Below are 17,904 nucleotides of genomic sequence, written 5' to 3'. Positions count from 1 at the left end.
AGGCATCAGCCCCGAGGCATCCGCCCCGAGGCATCCGCCCCGTCAGCGCTGCGCGCCGCGCACCCAGGCCTCGACCTCGTCGGCCGTGCGCGGGATGCCGGCCGAGAGGTTCTCGGCGCCGTCGGCGGTGACGAGGATGTCGTCCTCGATGCGCACGCCGATGCCGCGGAACTCCTCGGGCACGGTCAGATCGTCGGGCTGGAAGTACAGGCCCGGCTCGATCGTGAACACCATGCCGGCCTCGATGACGCCGTCCATGTACAGCTCGCGTCGCGCCTGCGCGCAGTCGTGCACGTCCAGGCCGAGGTGGTGGCTCGTGCCGTGCACCATGTAGCGGCGGTGGAACTGGTTCTCGGGCTCCAGCGACACCTCGGCCGTCACCGGCAGGAATCCCCACTCGGCGGTCTTGCGCGCGATGACCTGCATCGCCGCGGCGTGCACCTCGCGGAACACGATGCCCGGGCGCACGATCGCGAACGCCGCATCGGCCGCCTCGCGCACCGCCTCGTAGACCAGCCGCTGCACGTCGGAGAACGTGCCGTTCACCGGGAAGGTCCGCGTGATGTCGGCCGTGTAGAGGCTGTCCATCTCGACGCCCGCGTCGAGCAGCACGAGATCCCCCGGCACGACGGGCCCGTCGTTGCGGGTCCAGTGCAGGATGGTCGCGTGCGGGCCGGCCGCGGCGATCGAGCCGTAGCCGACGTCGTTGCCGTCGAGGCGGGCCCGGGTGGCGAAGACGCCCTCGATGACGCGCTCGCCGCGCACCTCGCTCGTGATGCGCGGCAGCTCACGCAGCACCTCGCCGAACCCGCGCTGGGTCGCGTCGACGGCCGCACGCAGTTGGGCGATCTCGTACTCGTCCTTGACGAGACGCAGTTCGCTGAGCACTCGCAGCAGCTCGCCGTCGGGTGCGTGGTCGTCGCCGACCTCGATCGAGAACGGCGCGTCCTGGGCGTTCGTCGACAGCGCCTGCTCGGCGGCGAACCGGATGCGGGCGTGGTCGATGCGCTCGGTGAGCGCGGCGTCGGCCTCGCGGACGACGAGCGTCGCGGTGTCGACCCGGTCGACGACCGCGTCGAACTCGGCCAGGTCGCGGGTGTCGACGGCCAGATCGGATGCCACGTGCGCCAGCGACGGGCGCGGCCCGATCCAGAACTCGCCGATCGCGGGGTTCGCGTAGAACTCCTCGGTGTCGCGGCCCGCGCGCTCGCGGAAGTAGACGGTGGCGATGTGACCCTCGCCGCCCTCGGGCTCCAGCACGAGCACGGCACCGGGCTCGGAGTCGGAACCCCAGCCGGTGAGGTGCGCGAACGCCGAGTGCGGCCGGAACGGATACTCGGTGTCGTTCGCGCGCTGCTTCAGGTCGCCCGCGGGGATGACCAGACGCTGCCCCGGGAACGCGGCCGACACGGCGGCACGACGGCGCGCGGCGTGCGCGGCGGCCTCGCGCGGAGCCGGGAGCGCCTCGTCGCGCTCGGCCCAGCCGCTGCCGATGTATTCCTTGAACCCCTCGCTCGTCGGCGTCGTCGACCGGTTGGCGTTGCGGCCCGTCTCCTCGGTCGACTCGATGCCGGTCGGCTCGGCGGGCACGGTGCTGGTGTCGGTGGTCTCGGACATGGCGTCCATTGTCGCACCGTCGCCTGAATGCGCCGCCCGAGCGGGCACGCCTCGCGAGCAGGTCAGCCGACGCGCACGAGCTCGGCGACGACCGGCCGGTGATCGCTGCCCGCGTCGTCGAACTCGCCGAGCACCTCGAACCGCTCGACCCTCCAGTCGGGCGTTGCGAGGACGTGGTCGATGGGGCTGCCGAGCACCTGCGGCAGGTCGGTCGGCCAGGTGCCCAGCCCGGCCGCGCCGGCCTGCAGCGCGGCATCGTGGCAGCGCCCGAGGTCGCCGCCGTCGACGCCGCGCCCGGCGAAGTGGTCGAGCGTCGCGTTGAAGTCGCCCGCCATGATCACGTCGTCGCCCGCGCACTGGTCGGCGAGCCAGTCGAGGTCGCTGCGCCAGTTGCGCAGCTCCCAGCGGATCGGCGCGACCGCGTGCGCGGCGACGATGCGCGGCCCCACGCCGTCGACCGGTTCGGCCACGACCGTGGGCACCGTGTTCGTGTTGTCGGGCGGTCCGGGCCAGTCGGGCGTCGTCACCCGGTACTCCCCGAGCTCGGGGCTCATGAGCAACGTCGTCGACTGGGCCTTCAGCTCGACGCTGTAGGCCGAGGTGTGCACCCACATCGGCCGGCCACCGTCGCGCATCGCGATCGCGATCTCCTCGCCGAGCGGGTCGGTGGTCTCGGGCAGCACGATGACATCGGCCTGCTCGCGGAGGGCGAGCTCGGCGATGACGGATGCCTCGGGCACCTCGCCGAGCGTGTTCCAGGCGAGGACGGTCACCCGGTCGACCCGGTCGACCCGGTCGGACGGGTCGGGGTCGGATGCGTCGGGATCGGATGCTTCGCCCGAGGCCGGCTGCGATGCATCCGTGGCGGTTCCGCCCGACCCGTCGAAACCGCGCACCGCGAGGATCCCGGCGTTCGCGAGCGCGTAGAGGGCGGCGACGACCGCGAGCGCCGCGGCCACCCGCCGGATCGGGCGGATCAGTGCGCCGAGCGCGAGCACCGCCGCACCGACGAGCGCGATCACGGCCGCCGAGCCGCGCAGCGCGACGATGTGGGCGGCGACCCACTGGTCGTTCAGGCCGACCGCCTGCGGCCACACGAGCACGGCGGCCGCGAGGGCGGCGAGCGCGACGACGACCAGGCCGACGACGCGCGAGAGCATTCCTCCAACCTAGGCCACGCGGGCGGCACGCCGGCCGGATGAGCGCCGACCGTCGGCTGGGAGTCGGCCGTGCATCGCATGCCTGCCCTAGCATGGGCCCATGGCCCCCGGCTCCGCGCCCGTCCCGCCGATCGGCGAGGCCGACCTGCACGTGCACTCGACGGTGTCCGACGGCACGGTCGCGCCCGGTGCGCTGCTGCGGGAGGCCGCCGCGGCGGGGTTGTCGGCGATCGCGCTCACCGACCACGACTCGACCGCGGGGTGGGCCGAGGCATCCGCAGCGGTCGCGGGCACCGGGGTCGCGCTCATCCCCGGGATGGAGCTGTCGACGCGCGAGGGATTCACCAGCGTGCACCTGCTCGCCTACCTGTTCGACCCGTTCGACGACGCGTTGCTGGCCGAGACGGCGCGCATCCGCGAGTCGCGGCTGACCCGAGCGGAAGAGATCGTGCGGCGCATCTCGGCCGACTACGCCCTGACCTGGGACGATGTGCTCGCCCAGGCCGCCGACGGTGCGACGATCGGCCGACCCCACATCGCCGATGCGCTCGTCGCCCGGGGGCATGTGCCCGACCGGTCGAGCGCGTTCGACGGCATCCTCCACCCCGGTTCGGTGTACGCGCAGCCGCACTACGCACCCGACCCGCTCACCGCCGTGCGGCTCGTGCGGGCCGCGGGCGGCGTGCCGGTGCTCGCGCACCCCGGCACGCGGGGCGCCGAACGGGTGCTGCCCGAGGCGCGGCTCGCGCGGCTCGTCGACGCCGGCCTGTTCGGGATCGAGATCGATCACCCCGAGAACCGCGCCGACGCGAAGCCGCGGCTGCGCCAGCTCGCCGCCCGGTTCGGGCTCGTCGTCACCGGATCGAGCGACTACCACGGCGCGGGCAAGCAGAACCGGCTCGGCGAGCACCGCACGTCGGCCGACGTCGTCGCGCGCATCGTCGCCGAGGCGACCGGATCGCGCCCGGTGCTGCCCGCCTGACCGGGCGCCCGGCGCCGGCGAAACGACCGATGCCCCGGAGGAGCAGGCTCCTCCGGGGCATCCGGTCGTCGTGCGCGGGTCAGGCCTGCGGTGCCGCCGGGGCCTGGCCGCCGCCGGTGCGCGAACCGCCGCGGCGGCGACGGCGGCGACGCGGCGCAGCGTTGCCGTCGTGGTGCTCGTGGCCCTTGCCGTCGTGCGTGCCCGAGCCCGGATCACGTGACGCGTCGACGGCAGCGCTCTCGACGGTCGAGGCGGCCGACGAGACCTCCGCTGTGCCCTGGGCCTGCCCGCCGCGGGTGCGGCGGCGCGTGCGCGGTGCGCGGTCGCCGGACTCGCCGCGCCCGGCGGACCCGGTGGAACCGCTGCGCCCGGCGGACTCGCTGCGCCCGGCGGTGGCCGAGCGGGTCGCGGGGGCGGATGACGTGGGCTTCAGCCGGCCCTTCGTGCCCTCGGGGATGCCGAGGTCGGTGTACAGGTGCGGGCTCGACGAGTAGGTCTCGGTCGGCTCGGGCTGCCCGAACTCGAGGGCGCGGTTGATGAGCGCCCACTTGTGCAGGTCGTCCCAGTCGACGAACGTGACCGCGATGCCGGTCTTGCCGGCGCGGCCGGTGCGGCCGGCACGGTGCAGGTACGTCTTGTCGTCGTCGGGGATGGTGTGGTTGATGACGTGGGTCACATCGTCGACATCGATGCCGCGAGCCGCGACATCCGTGGCGATCAGGACGTCCTTCTTGCCGGCCTTGAACGCGGCCATGGCGCGCTCGCGCTGGTCTTGGTTCAGGTCGCCGTGCACGGCGGCGGCGTTGAAGCCGCGGTCGTTGAGCTCTTCGACGAGCTTCGCGGCTGCGCGCTTGGTGCGCGTGAAGATGACCGTCTTGCCGCGACCCTCGGCCTGCAGGATGCGCGCGATCACCTCGTCCTTGTCGAGCGAGTGCGCCCGGTACACGAGGTGCTTGATGTTCGCCTGCGTGAGCCCCTCGTCGGGGTCGTTCGCGCGGATGTGGATGGGCTTGGACATGAAGCGGCGCGCGAGCGCGACGATCGGGCCGGGCATCGTGGCCGAGAACAGCATGGTGTGGCGGTCGGCCGGCGTCTGCGCGAACAGCTTCTCGATGTCGGAGAGGAACCCGAGGTCGAGCATCTTGTCGGCCTCGTCGAGCACCATCTCGCGCACGTTCTTGAGGCTGAGCAGCCGCTGCCCGGCGAGGTCGAGGAGCCGGCCGGGGGTGCCGACGACGATCTGCGCGCCGGCCTTGATCTGCTCGATCTGGCCCTCGTACGCCTTGCCGCCGTAGATGGACACCACGGTGGTGGGCCGGTTGGAGGTCGCGAGCTCGAGGTCTTCGGCCACCTGCACGCACAGTTCGCGCGTCGGCACGACGACGAGCGCCTGCACGCCGGGCTCGGGCGCGTCGCCGAGCCGCTGGATGAGCGGCAGGCCGAAGCCGAACGTCTTGCCGGTGCCGGTCTTGGCCTGGCCGATGATGTCCTGGCCGCCGAGGGCCAGCGGGATGGTCTGCTCCTGGATGGGGAAGGGCTCGATGATGCCCTTGCCGGCGAGGGCGTCGACGATGTCGGACGCGATGCCGAGGTCTGCGAATGTGCTCAAATCCGTGTTCTGCCTGTCGATGAAGGGGAGGGTGCGCCCTGTCTCGTCCAGGCGCACGGTCGCGGATCCGTCGTCCGCGCACGCCACCAGCCTATCCGAGACCCCTGATAACGCCCCGGGTATGCTGGCGGGGTGGTGTGGTGGTCCAACAGGCGCAGGGCGCGACCCGAGCCCGGCCTGCGGCCCTCGGTCGTGCCGACCGAGCTGGTGCGGGTCGACTTCACCGACCTCGCACCCGAGCCGATCGCGTTCCTCGGCCAGGCCGCCGCGATCCAGCTCGAGTTCTTCGAGGGGCTCTCGCGCGCCGTCGCGACCGCGCCCGACCTGGTGTCGAAGGAAGGGCTGTCGGCCGCGGCCGGCGTCGCGCTGCGCAAGCACCACGCGCTCATCGCCGAACTGCGCCGCGAGGGCGTCGAGCCGGTCACGATGATGCAGCCGTTCGCTGCGGCGACCGAGCGGTTCCGCGAGATCACGAGCGGCGACGACTGGTACGAGCTGCTGCTCGGCATCCACGTCACGAGCGGCATCCTGGACGACTTCTTCTCCCGGCTCGCCGAGGGCCTGCCGAGCGATCTCGGCGCCCGCGTGCGCGTGATCCTCGCCGAGGCCGGTGCGGGCGGCGTGCTCGAGCAGCGGCTGTCCTCGGCGATCGCCGACGTGCCCGGCCTGGCCGACCGGCTCGCGCTGTGGGGGCGCAGCCTCGTCGGCGACACCCTGCTCGTGGCCAGATCGGCGCTGCGCACCGGCGGCGACGATCAGGCGGTCGAGCCGGTCTTCACCGAGCTCATCGCCGAGCACACGCGCCGGATGGACGCGCTCGGCCTGACGGCCTGAGCTGCACCCCGCCCGACGGCCCGAGGCGCGCCGGTCGCAACCGGACGGATGTCGCGCTGCGCGCGCTACGCGCGTCGCGCCGCCGTGCCCGGCCGCGAGAGGCGCTCGAACAGCTCGGCGTCGGCCTGCTCGCGGCGCGGACCGATGAGCAGGGCCGCAAGCGCCGAGACGGCGCCGGCCGCGACGAGGGAGACGACCCAGATCCAGCCGCCGTCCCACGGCCAGCCGAACCAGGTGAGCGCGACCCAGACGACCGCGGCCACGCCGGCCCCGATGGCGGGGACGAGCACGGTGCCGTGGGTCTGCCGACGCGGGAGCCCGTACCGGGCGGCCAGGCCGAGGATCGCACCGCCGAGGGTGACGAACAACAGTTCCATCAGGCGACGAACCCGACCCGCCGCGACTCCTCCGAGCCGATCTCGACGTACGCGAGGGCCGCCGCGGGCACCAGGTAGACGCTGCCCTTGACGTCTTCGAGGCGCAGGTGCGGGGTCTGCCCGCCGAGCGCGGCCGCGACCGCCTGCTCGACCTCCGCGGCGGACTGGGAGGTCTCGAATCCCAGTTCGCGGGGGGAGTCCTGGATGCCGATACGAACGTCCACGGTGCGCCTTTCGTCCTGCTGTCAACGCTGGTGCCAACACTATGGCAGACCGCGCCGACGCCCGGTCGCGTTCACTGTCGGCGGAACCCGGTACGGTGACGCCATGCTCCCCGAACCCGACCGCGGCACCCACCGCACCGCCGTCGCCGCGCGCGACGCCGACATCGATCGAGCGCGCGTCCTCGGCCTGGCCGACGGCGGCTCGGCCTCGGTGTTCGGCGCGCCCGGGTCGGGCAAGACGACGCTCGCCATCGAACTCGTCGCCGACCGGGTGGCCCGGCTCGGGTACTCGACCGACGAGGTGCTCGTGATCGCGCCGAGCCGCGGCACCGCGACCGCGCTGCGCGACGCGCTCGCGGTCCGGCTCGACGTCACGACGCGGGGCCCGCTCGCGCGCACCGCGAACTCGATCGCGTTCCAGCTCGTGCGCGCGTACACCGGCCGCGGGGTGTCGCTGCTCACCGGCGCCGAGCACGACCAGCTCATCGCCGAGCTGCTCGAGGGCGGCATCCGCGACGGCGGGGGGCCGGCGTGGCCCGAGCCGTTCGGCGCCGACGTGCGGCGGCTGCGGGGGTTCCGCGCCGAGCTGCGCGACCTGTTGATGCGGGCGGCCGAGCACGGGCTCGACGGCGCGGCCCTGGCCGAGCTGGGCCGGCACGCCGACCGGCCCGAGTGGGTGGCCGCCGGCGAGTTCCTCGCCGAGTACGCCGAGGTGAAGGACGCGTTGCGGCCGACCTCGTTCGACTCGGCCGAGCTCGGTGCGTTCGCCGCGGCGATCGTGCGGTCCGCCGGGCACGACGCCGACGCCGACGCGGCGCTCGGCCTGCTCGCCCGGCTGCGGCTGATCGTCGTCGACGACGCGCAGGAGTCGACCGAGGCGACGGCGTCGCTGCTGGCCGCGTTCGCGGCGCGCGGTGCCGCGGTGGTCGCGTTCGGCGATCCGGATGTCGCGGGCAACGGGTTCCGCGGCGGTCGGCCCGAGCTGCTCGGCGCCCTCCCGAGCCTGGTCGGCTCCGAGACGGCGCGCATCGTGCTGACCGCGCGGCACCGGGGCCGAGCACCCATCCGCACCCTCGTCGCCCGCACCGTCGAGCACGTCGGGGCCGCGCTCGGCGGCGGGCACCGCTTCGAGCGCGAGACCGACCGGCCCGACGGCGACCCGCTCGCGCCGGTGCTCGGCATCGAGGCGCCCTCGCACGCCGCCGAATGCCAGGCGGCGGCGGCGCTGCTGCGCGAACGGCACCTCATCGACGACATCCCGTGGTCGCGCATGGCGGTCGTGCTGCGCTCGGGCGGCGACGTGCCCGCGTTCGTGCGCGGGCTGGCGCTGGCCGACGTGCCCACCGGCGATTCGCAGGCGCGACAGGCGCTGCGGGACACCCCGGCGGCCGCAGCGCTGCTCACGGCCGCCGCGGTCGTGCTCGGCCGCGACCCGCTCACCGCCGACCACGCGGTCGAGCTGCTGACCGGCCCGATCGGCCGGCTCGACGGGGTGGGCCTGCGCCGGCTGCGACTCGCGCTGCGTCACGAGGAGCTCGCGGCTGGCGGCGACCGCACCGGTGACGAACTCCTCGTCGACGCCCTCGGCGCACCGGGCGGGTTCGAGACCATCGATGCGGCGCCCGCGCGACGTGCGGGGCGGTTGGCGAAGCTGCTCGCGGCGGCGCGGGCGACGGCCGCCTCGGGCGGCACCATCGAAGAGGTCCTCTGGACCCTGTGGGACGGCAGCGGCCTCGCCGCGGAGTGGGCGGCCCAGGCATCCGGCACCGGGGTGATCGCCGCCGAGGCGAACCGCTCGCTGGATGCGGCGGTCGCACTGTTCTCGGCCGCCGAGCGCTTCGTCGAGCGCGAGCCCGACGCCGCCGCCGTGCGGTTCGTCGACGAGCAGCTCGCGAGCGAGCTGCCCGAAGACACCCTGGCCCCGCGCCGATCGTCGGAGGCGGTGTTCGTGGGCACCCCGGCGGCGCTGGTGGGGCGCGAGTTCGACGTGGTGGTGATCGCCGGCCTGCAAGACGGGGTGTGGCCCAACCTGCGGCCGCGCGGCGCGCTGCTGCACGCGGGCCGGCTGCCGGCCGCCGTCGCCGCCGTGCGTTCGGGCGCGCCGCTGCCCGCGGCCGAGTCCGCGCAGGAGGCGCGCCGGGCGGTGCTGGCCGACGAGCTGCGATTGTTCGCACTCGCCGCCTCGCGGGCGCGTCGACAGCTCGTGCTCGCCTGCACGGCGAACGACGACGAGCAGCCCTCCTCGCTGATGGGCTTCGCCGAGACCCGGGTGCGGGCGACCCGGCGCCGGCCGCTGCACCTGCGCGGGCTCGTCGGCGCCCTGCGGCGCGAGGCCGTCGAGTCGGCCGCCGTCGGCCAGGGGGTGTCGACCGAAGCCGCCGCAGCGCTCGCGCGGCTCGCCGAAGAGGGGGTGCCGGGCGCGCACCCCGACGAGTGGTACGGGCTGCGCGAGCCGTCGACCACGGCACCGGTGATCGACCTCGACGGCGACCCCGAGGCGCGCGTGCCGGTCTCGCCGTCGCAGATCGACCGGGCCGAGGAGTCGCCGCTCGGCTGGTTCGTCGACCACGTCGCGGCGCCGCCGTCGGGGGTGGCCGCGTCGATCGGCACGCTGGTGCACGCCGTGGTCGAGGAGGCCGGCTCACGGCCCGACGACGAGGTGACGATCGACGGCATCTGGGCCGCGGTCGAGGAGCGCTGGCGACAGCTGCGGTTCGAGGCGGGCTGGGTCGCCGAGCGCGAGCTGCGCGGGGCCCGACGCATGGCCGAGGGGGCGACCGAGTACCTGCAGTCGTTCACCGACGAGGGCAAGGTGCTGCTCGGCGCCGAGGGCCGATTCTCGCTCGAGATCGGTCGTGTGAAACTGTCGGGCACGATCGACCGGATCGAGGTGTCGCCCGACGGCACCACCGTCATCGTCGACCTGAAGACCGGGCGTCGCACGCCGACCGCGGCCGAGACCGCCGTGCATCCCCAGCTGGCGGCGTACCAGGTCGCCGCGCGGCGCGGTGCGGCGCCGAACGGCGGGCGGCACGGCGGGGCGAAGCTGGTCTACGTCGGCCGCCCGACGAAGGGGCGCGCGTTCACCGAGCTGGCGCAGCAGCCGTTCGACGACGAGGCCGAGCAGGCCTTCGTGGAGCGGCTCGAACGCCTCGCGCGGGTGATGTCGGCGGCCGAGTTCGAGGCGCCCGGCGAGGTGGGCTTCCGTTCGCGGTTCGGCGACTGGATCTACCGGGTACAGCTCGTGCCGGCGGTGTCGGCGTGAGCGGGCAGGCGCCGCCGGTCGCGCGCATCGGCGCGTCCGAGATCGCGACCCGGCTCGGGCTGCACGAGCCGACCCCCGAACAGCGGGCGGTCATCGAGGCCGACCCGCGCGGGCGCGCGCTCGTGGTCGCCGGTGCCGGCAGCGGCAAGACCGAGACCATGGCGAACCGGGTCGTGTGGCTCCTCGCGAACGGATTCGTCGAGGTGCCCGAGGTGCTCGGGCTCACCTTCACCCGCAAGGCCGCGGGCGAACTCGCCGACCGGGTGCGCGAGCGCGTCGGGCAGCTCGTCGCGGCCGGCATCGCCGCGATCGAGCTCGACCCCCTCGAAGCGGCGGCCGTCGGCACCTACCACTCGTTCGCGAGCGCGATCTACCGCGAGCACGCCCTCTTGATCGGGCGCGAGCCCGACGCCTCGGTGCTGGGCGAGGCATCCGCCTGGCAGCTCGCGCGACGCGTGGCCGCGCACTCGGCCGATCCGCGCCTGGTCGAACTCGACGTGTCGCTCGACCGGGTGACCGAGGCGGTGCTCGCCCTCAGCCGGGCGCTCGCCGAGAACGTCGCCGACAGCCGTGACGTGCGCGCGATGGCGGCGCGGTTCCTCGCCCAGGCCGATCTGCCGATCGGCCGGCCGCGCAAGCGCACGCCGTTCGACACCTTCACCGCCGCGCTCGGCGTGGTGGGCGCGCTGCCGCCGCTGCTCGACCTCGCCGACGCGTACGCGGCGGCGAAGCAGCAGCGCGGTTACGTCGAGTTCGCCGACCAGGTGGCGCTGGCCTTGCAGATCTGCACCCGCCACCCCGACGTGGTCGCCGGGTATCGCGACCGCTACCGATCGGTGCTGCTCGACGAATACCAGGACACGAGCGTCGTGCAGACGCGCCTGCTCGCGACGCTGTTCGGCGACACCCCGGTGATGGCGGTCGGCGACCCCGACCAGTCGATCTACGGGTGGCGCGGGGCGAGCGCGGCGAACCTCGCGCGGTTCGGTCGCGACTTCGCTCCTCGGGCGGATGCCGCGACCTTCGACCTGTCGACGAGCTGGCGCAACCCGCGGGTCGTGCTCGACGCCGCGAACGCGATCATCGCCCCGCTCGGCGGCGGCGGCGTGCCGAAGGCGCCGCTCAGCCCGTCGCCGTTCGCACAGCCGGGCCGGCTCGACGTGGCGTGGGCCGAGACCATCGAGGCCGAGGCCGAACGCGTCGCCGACTGGTTCGCCGAGCGCCTGGGTCGCGGCGGCACGGGCGATCCGCGCAGCGGCGCACTGCTGTGTCGCACGCTGAAGAACGCCGACGTGTTCACCGCGGCCCTCTCGGCCCGAGGCATCCCGGTGCACGTGCTCGGCATCGCGGGCCTGCTCGACCAGCCCGTGATCGCCGACCTGGTCTGCGCGCTGCGGGTGCTGCACGACCCGACGGCGGGGGCCGAGCTCGTGCGGCTGCTCGCCGGCGCACGCTGGCGTATCGGCGCGGCCGATCTCGCCGCCCTGCGCGGCCTCGCGCGCTGGCTCGCCGAGCGCGACACCGCGAGCCGGCGTCTCGACGACGACGTGCGCGACGGGCTGCGCAGTTCGCTCGCCGCCGAGGAGGCGCCCTCGATCGTCGACGCCCTCGACTTCCTGCTCTCGTCGCCCGACGAGCATCGCGCGCTCGCCGCGTTCAGCGCCGAGGGGCTCGCCCGGATGCGGCGCGCCGGCGCCCAGCTGCAGGCGCTGCGCCGACGCGCGGGGGTCGGGCTCGTCGACCTCGTCGGGTTGGTGCAGCACGAACTGCTGCTCGACATCGAGGTCGCCGCGAACGGAGACCGGCCGCTCGGCGCGCCGAGCCTCGAAGCCTTCGACGACCTGCTCGCGAGCTTCGTCGACGTGGCCGAGCAGCCGACGCTCGGGGCGTTCCTCGGCTGGTTGCACGAGGCCGAGCAGCGCGATCGGCTCGCGCCCCGGCAGGACGACCCCGAGCCGGGCGCCGTGCAGGTGCTCACGATCCACGGCGCGAAGGGCCTCGAATGGGACGTGGTCGCGGTGCCGCGGCTCGTCGAGGACGAGCTGCCGGCCGCGCCGCGGTCGACGCGCGGGTGGGTGGCGTTCGGCGAACTGCCGAACGCGTTCAAGGGCGATGCCGCCGAACTGCCCGACCTCGCGTGGCAGGGCGTGCAGAGCCAGCACGAGTTCGACGAGGCGTTCACCGCCTACCAGGCCGAGAACCGCGAGCGGTACGAAGAGGAGGAGCGCCGGCTCGCCTACGTCGCGTTCACCCGCACCCGCTCCGACCTGCTGCTCAGCGGTTCGTGGTGGTCGACGCAGAAGTCGCCGCGTGAGCCCAGCCGCTACCTGCGCGAGATCGTCGCGCTCGGCATCACCACGGGCGACGAACTGCCCGTGCGCCCGGCCGACGACGAGAATCCCCGCACCGCCGATGCCGCCGTCGTGCGCTGGCCGCTCGACCCGCTCGGGCCGCGACGCGCGGCCGTCGAGGCCGCGGCCACCGCCGTGCGATCGGCAGCCGAGGGGCCCAGCGGCGCTCGCATCGGCCCGCGGCTGCGCGCCGAACTCGACGCCCTGCTCGAAGAGCGCCGGCGTCGGATGGCCGGACCCGAGGCCGCGCCGATCCCGACCCGGGTGTCGGCATCGCGGTTCAAAGACTGGGTCGACGACCCGGCAGCGGTCACCGCCGAGCTCGCCCGGCCGATGCCGCAGCGGCCGTACCGCGCGACACGGCTGGGCACGCTGTTCCACCGGTGGGTCGAGCATCGATCGACCGGAGCGGGCGAGGCGGCGGCGATCGACGCGTTCGACCTCGCCGACCTCGCGGCCGACACCGACGGCACCGGCGACGCGGTCGACGCGGCGAGCGACCCGGTCGCGGCCGGCCTCGCCGTCGGCGGCGCGCACGGCGAGGCCGACACCGCCCGCATGCGGGCGCTGCAGGCCACGTTCGAGCGGTCGGAGTGGGGTGGCCGGCGCCCCGTCGCGGTCGAGCTCGAACTGCACCTGCCGATCGACGCGCACGTGTTCATCTGCAAGATCGACGCCGTGTACCGGACCGAGCCCGGGTCGGCCGAGGCGGCGCGCGGCATCCGCTACCAGGTCGTCGACTGGAAGACGGGCCGTGCGCCGCGCGATGCCCGCGACCTCGAGCTCAAGCAGACCCAGCTCGCCCTCTACCGGCTCGCGTACGCGACCTGGGCCGGGGTGCCTGCCGACCAGATCGACGCGGTGTTCTACTTCGTCGAGGACGACCGGGTGATCCGCCCCGAGCGGGTCTACGACGAGGCCGAGTTGCGGCGCGCCTGGTCGTCGGCGGTCGGCGCGTCGGCGGCGGGCGCGTCGTCGGCAGTCGGCGCGTCGTCGGCAGTCGGCGCGTCGCCCGCCGGGTGACCATCGACCGACCCACCGCCCGGCGCCGCACCGCCCGGCACCGCACCGCCCGGCGCCGCACCGTCCGGCACCGCGTCGCCCCAGTCGCTGAGGTCGAGCGGAATGGGTGCGGTGACGTCGGCCGCGGCATCCGAACCGGTTCGCCGCTCGCCGGCCGCCTCGCGCTCGAGGTCCGAGAAGTCGTAGCTGTCAGTGAGCATGGTGCCCGCCTCGCGCGGCAGATGCTCGCGCGGCGTGCGGTCGAGCAACTGCTCGACGTCGTCGACGGTGAGGATCGGGCCGGTGTCCGGCGACAGCGGCTCGCTCGAGCGGTCGTGCACGCTCGCGACGAGGCCGTCGAGCAGGCCGACCGCGTCGGCGATGATCTCGTGGTCGCGCTCGTCGACCCCGTGCAGCAGCCAACGTGCGAGTTCGAGCTCGCCGTGCAGCAGGGCGCGCTGCGCGAGGTGCGAGTCCGCGCCGCCTTCGCGGGCGACGAGGTACGACTCGAGCGCGCGTTCGGCGCTCGCACCGCGCGAGGTGAGCAGCCAGTGCAGGTCCACCGCGGGGTCGCCCATCGCGAGCCCGGCCCAGCCGACGACGCCGACCACCCGGTCGCCGTCGACGAGGAGCGAGTCGGCGCTGAGCGCACCGTTCACGACGGTCGGCTGGAACCGCCAGAGCGCGTCGTCGTCGACCGCCTCCTCCCACCGGCGCAGGATCGCGGCCGGCAGGTGACCGGTGTCGGCGGCCCGGCCGATCAGCTCCACGACTCCTTCACGGCAGGCGCCCGACGTGCGCTTGGGCAGCCCGGCCTCGCCGATGAACGCGCTCGGCAGCTGGTGGATCGCCGCGATCGCGAGCCCGACCGACTCGGCGAGCCGGTCGTGCGCCGTCAGTTCGTCGGCGGTCGCCGCGGCGCCGGGCAGCAGGGCGGTGACGACCGCTCGGGTGCCGTCGATCGGCGCCTGGCCCAGCACCTCGGGCACCGCGAACGGCAGGCGGTCGCGGATGCCGGCGGTCAGCGCGCGCAGTGCGACGAGATCGGCCGACTGCTCGGTCTCGGCCGACTGCGAGCGGGGAACCCGGATCAGCAGGTCGCGTCCGTCGACGGTCTGCAGACGTACCGCGTCGTATCCGCCGTGGCTCCGGCGGGTGTGCACCGCGGCGGCGCGGACCTCCAGCCCGGGAACCGCCGCCGTGGCCAACGCGGCTAGAGTGAGAGCTGGTCTGGCCATGGCGCACAGCTTAAGCAGACAGTGGCGCCGCGGCGGCGACCGCCACGCGTTCCCGCCGAGTCCGACCGGGGAGCATCGAAAGGTGGTCATGGCCGCATCCTCCGTTCCGCCGCTCGGTCGCAGTGCGTTCGACCGCGACGGTGTCGCGCGCGGTGCGCCCGACGGCGACGCCGGGTTCGACGCCGACGACGCATCGCGGGTCGTGATCGTGCATGCGGGCGCCGTCCTGCTCGCCGAGCGGGTCGACGGGTCGGCCCCCGCGCTCGAACTGCTCCGCCCGGCCGAGGTGCCCGGCGGCGCGCTGCGGGTGCGGCTCGGGCGGGAGCATCCGTCGGATGCTGCGGAGCCCGGCGCCCCCGAACCCGGTGCCGAGCTCGGGTTCGAGGCCCGCATCGTCGACGAGGCATCCGCCGCGCAGATCGAACCCGAGCCGGCCCGCTGGCTCGACCTCCGCCGCGCCGTGCCGCTGCTCGGCGAGCGCGACGCCGCGCTCGCGACCACCGCGGTCGCGCTCGCGAACTGGCACGAACGGCACCCGCGCTGCCCGCTGTGCGGGGCCGAGACCCGCGTCGAGCAGTCGGGGTGGGCGCGCCGGTGCGTCGCCGACGACAGCATGCACTTCCCGCGCACCGATCCGGCGGTGATCGTGCTCGTCACCGACGACGACGATCGCGTGCTGCTCGGGTCGAACGCGATGTGGGAGCAGCGCCGCTTCTCGCTGCTCGCGGGGTTCGTCGAGCCGGGGGAGTCGCTCGAGCAGGCGGTGGCGCGCGAGATCGGCGAGGAGGCCGGCGTCGAGGTCGACCGCATCGAGTACGTCGCGTCGCAGCCGTGGCCGTTCCCGGCGAGCCTGATGCTCGGGTTCACCGCCCGGGTCGCGTCCCGCACACCGCCCGCGACCGCGCGGCCCGACGGCGAGGAGATCCTCGAGCTGCGCTGGTTCTCGCGCGACGACCTCGATCGTGCGCTGCCCGAGGTGGTGCTGCCCGGCGGCGCGTCGATCGCCCGCTGGCTGCTCGAGCGCTGGTACGGCGGCCCGATCGATTCGGATGCCCCGTGGTCGACGCGATGAGCGAGCCTGGCGACGGCACCGCGGACGCCCCCGCCGCCGACCCGATCCGCTCGGTGCTCGCGGGGCTGGACGCCGAGCAGGTCGTGGTCGCCGAGTCGATCGGCGGCCCGGTGTGCGTGCTGGCGGGCGCCGGCACCGGCAAGACCCGGGCGATCACGCATCGCATCGCCTACGGTGTGGCGTCGGGGGCCTACGACCCGGCGCACGTGATGGCGATCACGTTCACGGCGCGGGCGGCGGCCGAGCTGCGGACCCGGCTGCACGCGCTCGGGGCCGGGCGGGTGCCGGCGCGCACGTTCCATGCGGCGGCGCTCGCGCAGCTCAACCACTTCTGGCCGCTCGTCGCGGGCGGCAGCGCACCGCGCGTGCTCGACTTCAAGGGGCGGCTGCTCGGCGAGACCGCGCAGCGGCTGAAGCTGAGGGTCGACACCCCGACCCTGCGCGATGTGGCCGCCGAGATCGAGTGGCGCAAGGTGACCGGGCTCGGCATGCGCGAGTACGAGGCGCGGCTGCCGTCGCGCGGCACGCCGGGGGATCTCTCGATCGACCAGCACCTCGCGCTGATGGCCGGATACGAGGCGCTGAAGGACGAGCGCCGCATGTTCGACTTCGAGGACGTGCTGCTGGTCACGGCGGGCATGATCGAGACCGAGCCGGCGGTGGCGATGCAGGTGCGCGAGCAGTACCGGCACTTCCTCGTCGACGAGTACCAGGACGTCTCGCCCGCGCAGCAACGGCTGCTCGAGCTCTGGCTCGGCGATCGGCGCGACCTGTGCGTGGTCGGCGACGCGAGCCAGACCGTCTACTCGTTCGCGGGCGCGAGCGCCGACTTCCTGCTCGACTTCGGGCGGGCGTACCCCGGGTCGACGATCGTGCGGCTCGAGCGCAACTACCGTTCGGCGGCGCCCGTGGTCGAGCTCGCGAACCGGCTGATGCGCGGCCGGCCGGGTGCGCTGCGGCTCCAGGCGGCACCGCCGGAGGCCGCGACCCGCGTCACGCGCTCGCCGGCGTCGGCGCCGGATCCCACGTTCACGGGCTTCACCGACGACCTCGCCGAGGCGCGCGCGGTCGCCGCGCGCATCCGCGCCCGCATCGAGGCCGGCGTGCCGGCCGCCGAGATCGCCGTGCTGATCCGCGTGAACTCGCAGTCGGGGCTGTACGAGCAGGCGCTCGCCGAGGCATCCGTGCCGGTGCGGGTGCGCGGAGCGCAACGGTTCTTCGACCGCCCCGAAGTGCGCGAGGCGGTCAATGCGCTGCGCGCCCAGGCGCTGGTGCCGACTGATGAACCGCTGTTCAAGGTCGTGAGCGACGTGCTGCGCGGGGTCGGGCTGTCGGCGCAGCCGCCCGAGGGGCCGGGTGCGGTGCGCGACCGGTGGGAGTCGCTGAACGCGCTGGCGCGTCTCGTCGACGATCAGCCCCGCGGCACCACGCTGCGTGCGTTCGCCGACGAGTTGCGCACCCGCGCCGAGACTCATCATGAGCCGGCGGTCGACGCGGTGACGATCGCGACGCTGCACTCGGCGAAGGGTCTCGAATGGGACGAGGTGCACCTGGTCGGGCTCACCGAGGGGTTGCTGCCGATCGCCTACGCCAAGGGGCTCGCGGCGATCGACGAGGAGCGACGCCTGCTCTACGTCGGCATCACGCGGGCACGGCGACGACTCGATCTGACGTGGGCGGCACGACTCGGCGGCCACCGGGGAGATCGGGAGCCGTCGCGGTTCCTCGAGGAGCTCGGCATCCGCACTCGGGATGCGGTGCGTGCCGGCGGTGTCGCGGGGCGACGCCTCCGATGACGACGGATGCCGCGGCGAACGCCGTGGCGCGCCGCCGCAGCCGGTCGTCGGCGGCGGCGACCACCGCGGCGGCCACGTCGTGCGCGGTGCGGGCGTCGAGCGATGGCGCGGGCCGGTCGGCGAGTTGCGGGGCGACCATCGGCCAGGCCGGGTCGGCGTCGCGCCGGGACAGGTCGATGCAGCGCAGGCACGGCCCGTCGCCGGGTTCGACGAGCGGCCCGACGGCGACGCCGTCGTGTTCGCGCACCACGGCGAGGTGGGGGATGTCGCGGCGCAGCCACGGCAGGTGGGCCTCGGGCCGGATGCCCCAGCCGCCGAAGAGGATCGCGAGATCGACCTCGTCGGGGTCGACCCGATCGGCGGCTTCGACGCGGTGC

12 protein-coding genes are annotated in these 17,904 nt (G+C 74.6%); 6 read left to right on the top strand and 6 right to left on the bottom strand.

What is annotated here, in order from left to right; translation table 11 throughout:
* Positions 1-42: 42 nt before the first annotated feature.
* Both MTO99_RS07630 and MTO99_RS07625 read right to left on the bottom strand, forming a co-directional pair.
* A complete protein-coding gene (locus tag MTO99_RS07630) occupies positions 43-1,626 on the bottom strand; it encodes an aminopeptidase P family protein (protein ID WP_435520810.1) in 1,584 nt (527 codons plus the stop codon).
* A gap of 53 nt (positions 1,627-1,679) precedes the next feature.
* The gene (locus tag MTO99_RS07625; RefSeq protein WP_243558205.1) at positions 1,680-2,777 is read right to left on the bottom strand and encodes an endonuclease/exonuclease/phosphatase family protein; all 1,098 of its coding nucleotides are present in this window, start codon (positions 2,775-2,777) and stop codon (positions 1,680-1,682) included.
* A gap of 100 nt (positions 2,778-2,877) precedes the next feature.
* Here MTO99_RS07625 and MTO99_RS07620 point away from each other — a divergent pair, with 100 nt between their 5' ends.
* Positions 2,878-3,759, top strand: a complete 882-nt coding sequence (locus MTO99_RS07620; RefSeq protein ID WP_243558204.1) for a PHP domain-containing protein — start codon at positions 2,878-2,880, stop codon at positions 3,757-3,759.
* A 79-nt stretch (positions 3,760-3,838) separates the two neighbouring features.
* Here the strand turns inward: MTO99_RS07620 and MTO99_RS07615 are convergent, their stop codons facing one another.
* Positions 3,839-5,368, bottom strand: coding sequence for a DEAD/DEAH box helicase (locus MTO99_RS07615; RefSeq protein ID WP_243558203.1), 1,530 nt, complete (start codon positions 5,366-5,368; stop codon positions 3,839-3,841).
* A gap of 132 nt (positions 5,369-5,500) precedes the next feature.
* Here MTO99_RS07615 and MTO99_RS07610 point away from each other — a divergent pair, with 132 nt between their 5' ends.
* Positions 5,501-6,202: a ferritin-like fold-containing protein gene (locus tag MTO99_RS07610; protein ID WP_243558202.1), complete on the top strand. Its 702-nt coding sequence runs from the start codon at positions 5,501-5,503 to the stop codon at positions 6,200-6,202.
* Positions 6,203-6,267: 65 nt separating this feature from the next.
* On the opposite strand, the gene MTO99_RS07605 is transcribed toward MTO99_RS07610, so the two are convergent.
* Complete coding sequence (locus MTO99_RS07605) at positions 6,268-6,579, bottom strand: hypothetical protein (protein ID WP_243558201.1); 312 nt, start codon at positions 6,577-6,579, stop codon at positions 6,268-6,270.
* A complete protein-coding gene (locus MTO99_RS07600) occupies positions 6,579-6,803 on the bottom strand; it encodes a DUF3107 domain-containing protein (RefSeq protein ID WP_243558200.1) in 225 nt (74 codons plus the stop codon). Before MTO99_RS07600 ends, MTO99_RS07605 begins: the two co-directional genes overlap by 1 nt.
* Positions 6,804-6,906: 103 nt before the next feature.
* On the opposite strand from MTO99_RS07600, the gene MTO99_RS07595 reads away from it, so the two are divergent.
* Together MTO99_RS07595 and MTO99_RS07590 are read left to right on the top strand one after the other, a co-directional pair.
* A complete protein-coding gene (locus tag MTO99_RS07595; protein ID WP_243558199.1) occupies positions 6,907-10,068 on the top strand; it encodes a UrvD/REP family ATP-dependent DNA helicase in 3,162 nt (1,053 codons plus the stop codon).
* Entirely contained in the window at positions 10,065-13,442 is a 3,378-nt protein-coding gene (locus MTO99_RS07590) for an ATP-dependent helicase (RefSeq protein ID WP_243558198.1), read from the top strand. Before MTO99_RS07595 ends, MTO99_RS07590 begins: the two co-directional genes overlap by 4 nt.
* On the opposite strand, the gene MTO99_RS07585 is transcribed toward MTO99_RS07590, so the two are convergent.
* A complete protein-coding gene (locus MTO99_RS07585; protein ID WP_243558197.1) occupies positions 13,328-14,629 on the bottom strand; it encodes a phosphotransferase in 1,302 nt (433 codons plus the stop codon). The two genes, MTO99_RS07590 and MTO99_RS07585, sit on opposite strands and share 115 nt — an antisense overlap.
* A 118-nt stretch (positions 14,630-14,747) precedes the next feature.
* Here MTO99_RS07585 and nudC point away from each other — a divergent pair, with 118 nt between their 5' ends.
* Both nudC and MTO99_RS07575 read left to right on the top strand, forming a co-directional pair.
* Positions 14,748-15,731 (top strand): NAD(+) diphosphatase, encoded by a 984-nt coding sequence (gene nudC / locus MTO99_RS07580; RefSeq protein WP_243558196.1) that lies wholly within the window; start codon positions 14,748-14,750, stop codon positions 15,729-15,731.
* Complete coding sequence (locus tag MTO99_RS07575) at positions 15,728-17,527, top strand: ATP-dependent helicase (protein WP_243559014.1); 1,800 nt, start codon at positions 15,728-15,730, stop codon at positions 17,525-17,527. Before nudC ends, MTO99_RS07575 begins: the two co-directional genes overlap by 4 nt.
* Positions 17,528-17,904: the final 377 nt, after the last annotated feature.

Origin of the sequence: Agromyces larvae, assembly GCF_022811705.1 — a bacterium.
In the GTDB taxonomy this organism is placed as follows: Bacteria; Actinomycetota; Actinomycetes; order Actinomycetales; family Microbacteriaceae; genus Agromyces; species Agromyces larvae.
Note: the sequence above shows the minus strand (reverse complement) of the source record. Positions and strands in the feature narration are given on the sequence as shown.

Excerpts from the sequence above, each read along its gene's own strand:
- MTO99_RS07630 (WP_435520810.1), bottom strand. The coding sequence starts at position 1,626 with ATGGACGCCATGTCCGAGACCACCGACACCAGCACCGTGCCCGCCGAG.
- MTO99_RS07625 (WP_243558205.1), bottom strand. The coding sequence starts at position 2,777 with ATGCTCTCGCGCGTCGTCGGCCTGGTCGTCGTCGCGCTCGCCGCCCTC.
- MTO99_RS07620 (WP_243558204.1), top strand. The coding sequence starts at position 2,878 with ATGGCCCCCGGCTCCGCGCCCGTCCCGCCGATCGGCGAGGCCGACCTG.
- MTO99_RS07605 (WP_243558201.1), bottom strand. The coding sequence starts at position 6,579 with ATGGAACTGTTGTTCGTCACCCTCGGCGGTGCGATCCTCGGCCTGGCC.
- MTO99_RS07595 (WP_243558199.1), top strand. The coding sequence starts at position 6,907 with ATGCTCCCCGAACCCGACCGCGGCACCCACCGCACCGCCGTCGCCGCG.
- nudC (WP_243558196.1), top strand. The coding sequence starts at position 14,748 with ATGGCCGCATCCTCCGTTCCGCCGCTCGGTCGCAGTGCGTTCGACCGC.
- MTO99_RS07575 (WP_243559014.1), top strand. The coding sequence starts at position 15,728 with ATGAGCGAGCCTGGCGACGGCACCGCGGACGCCCCCGCCGCCGACCCG.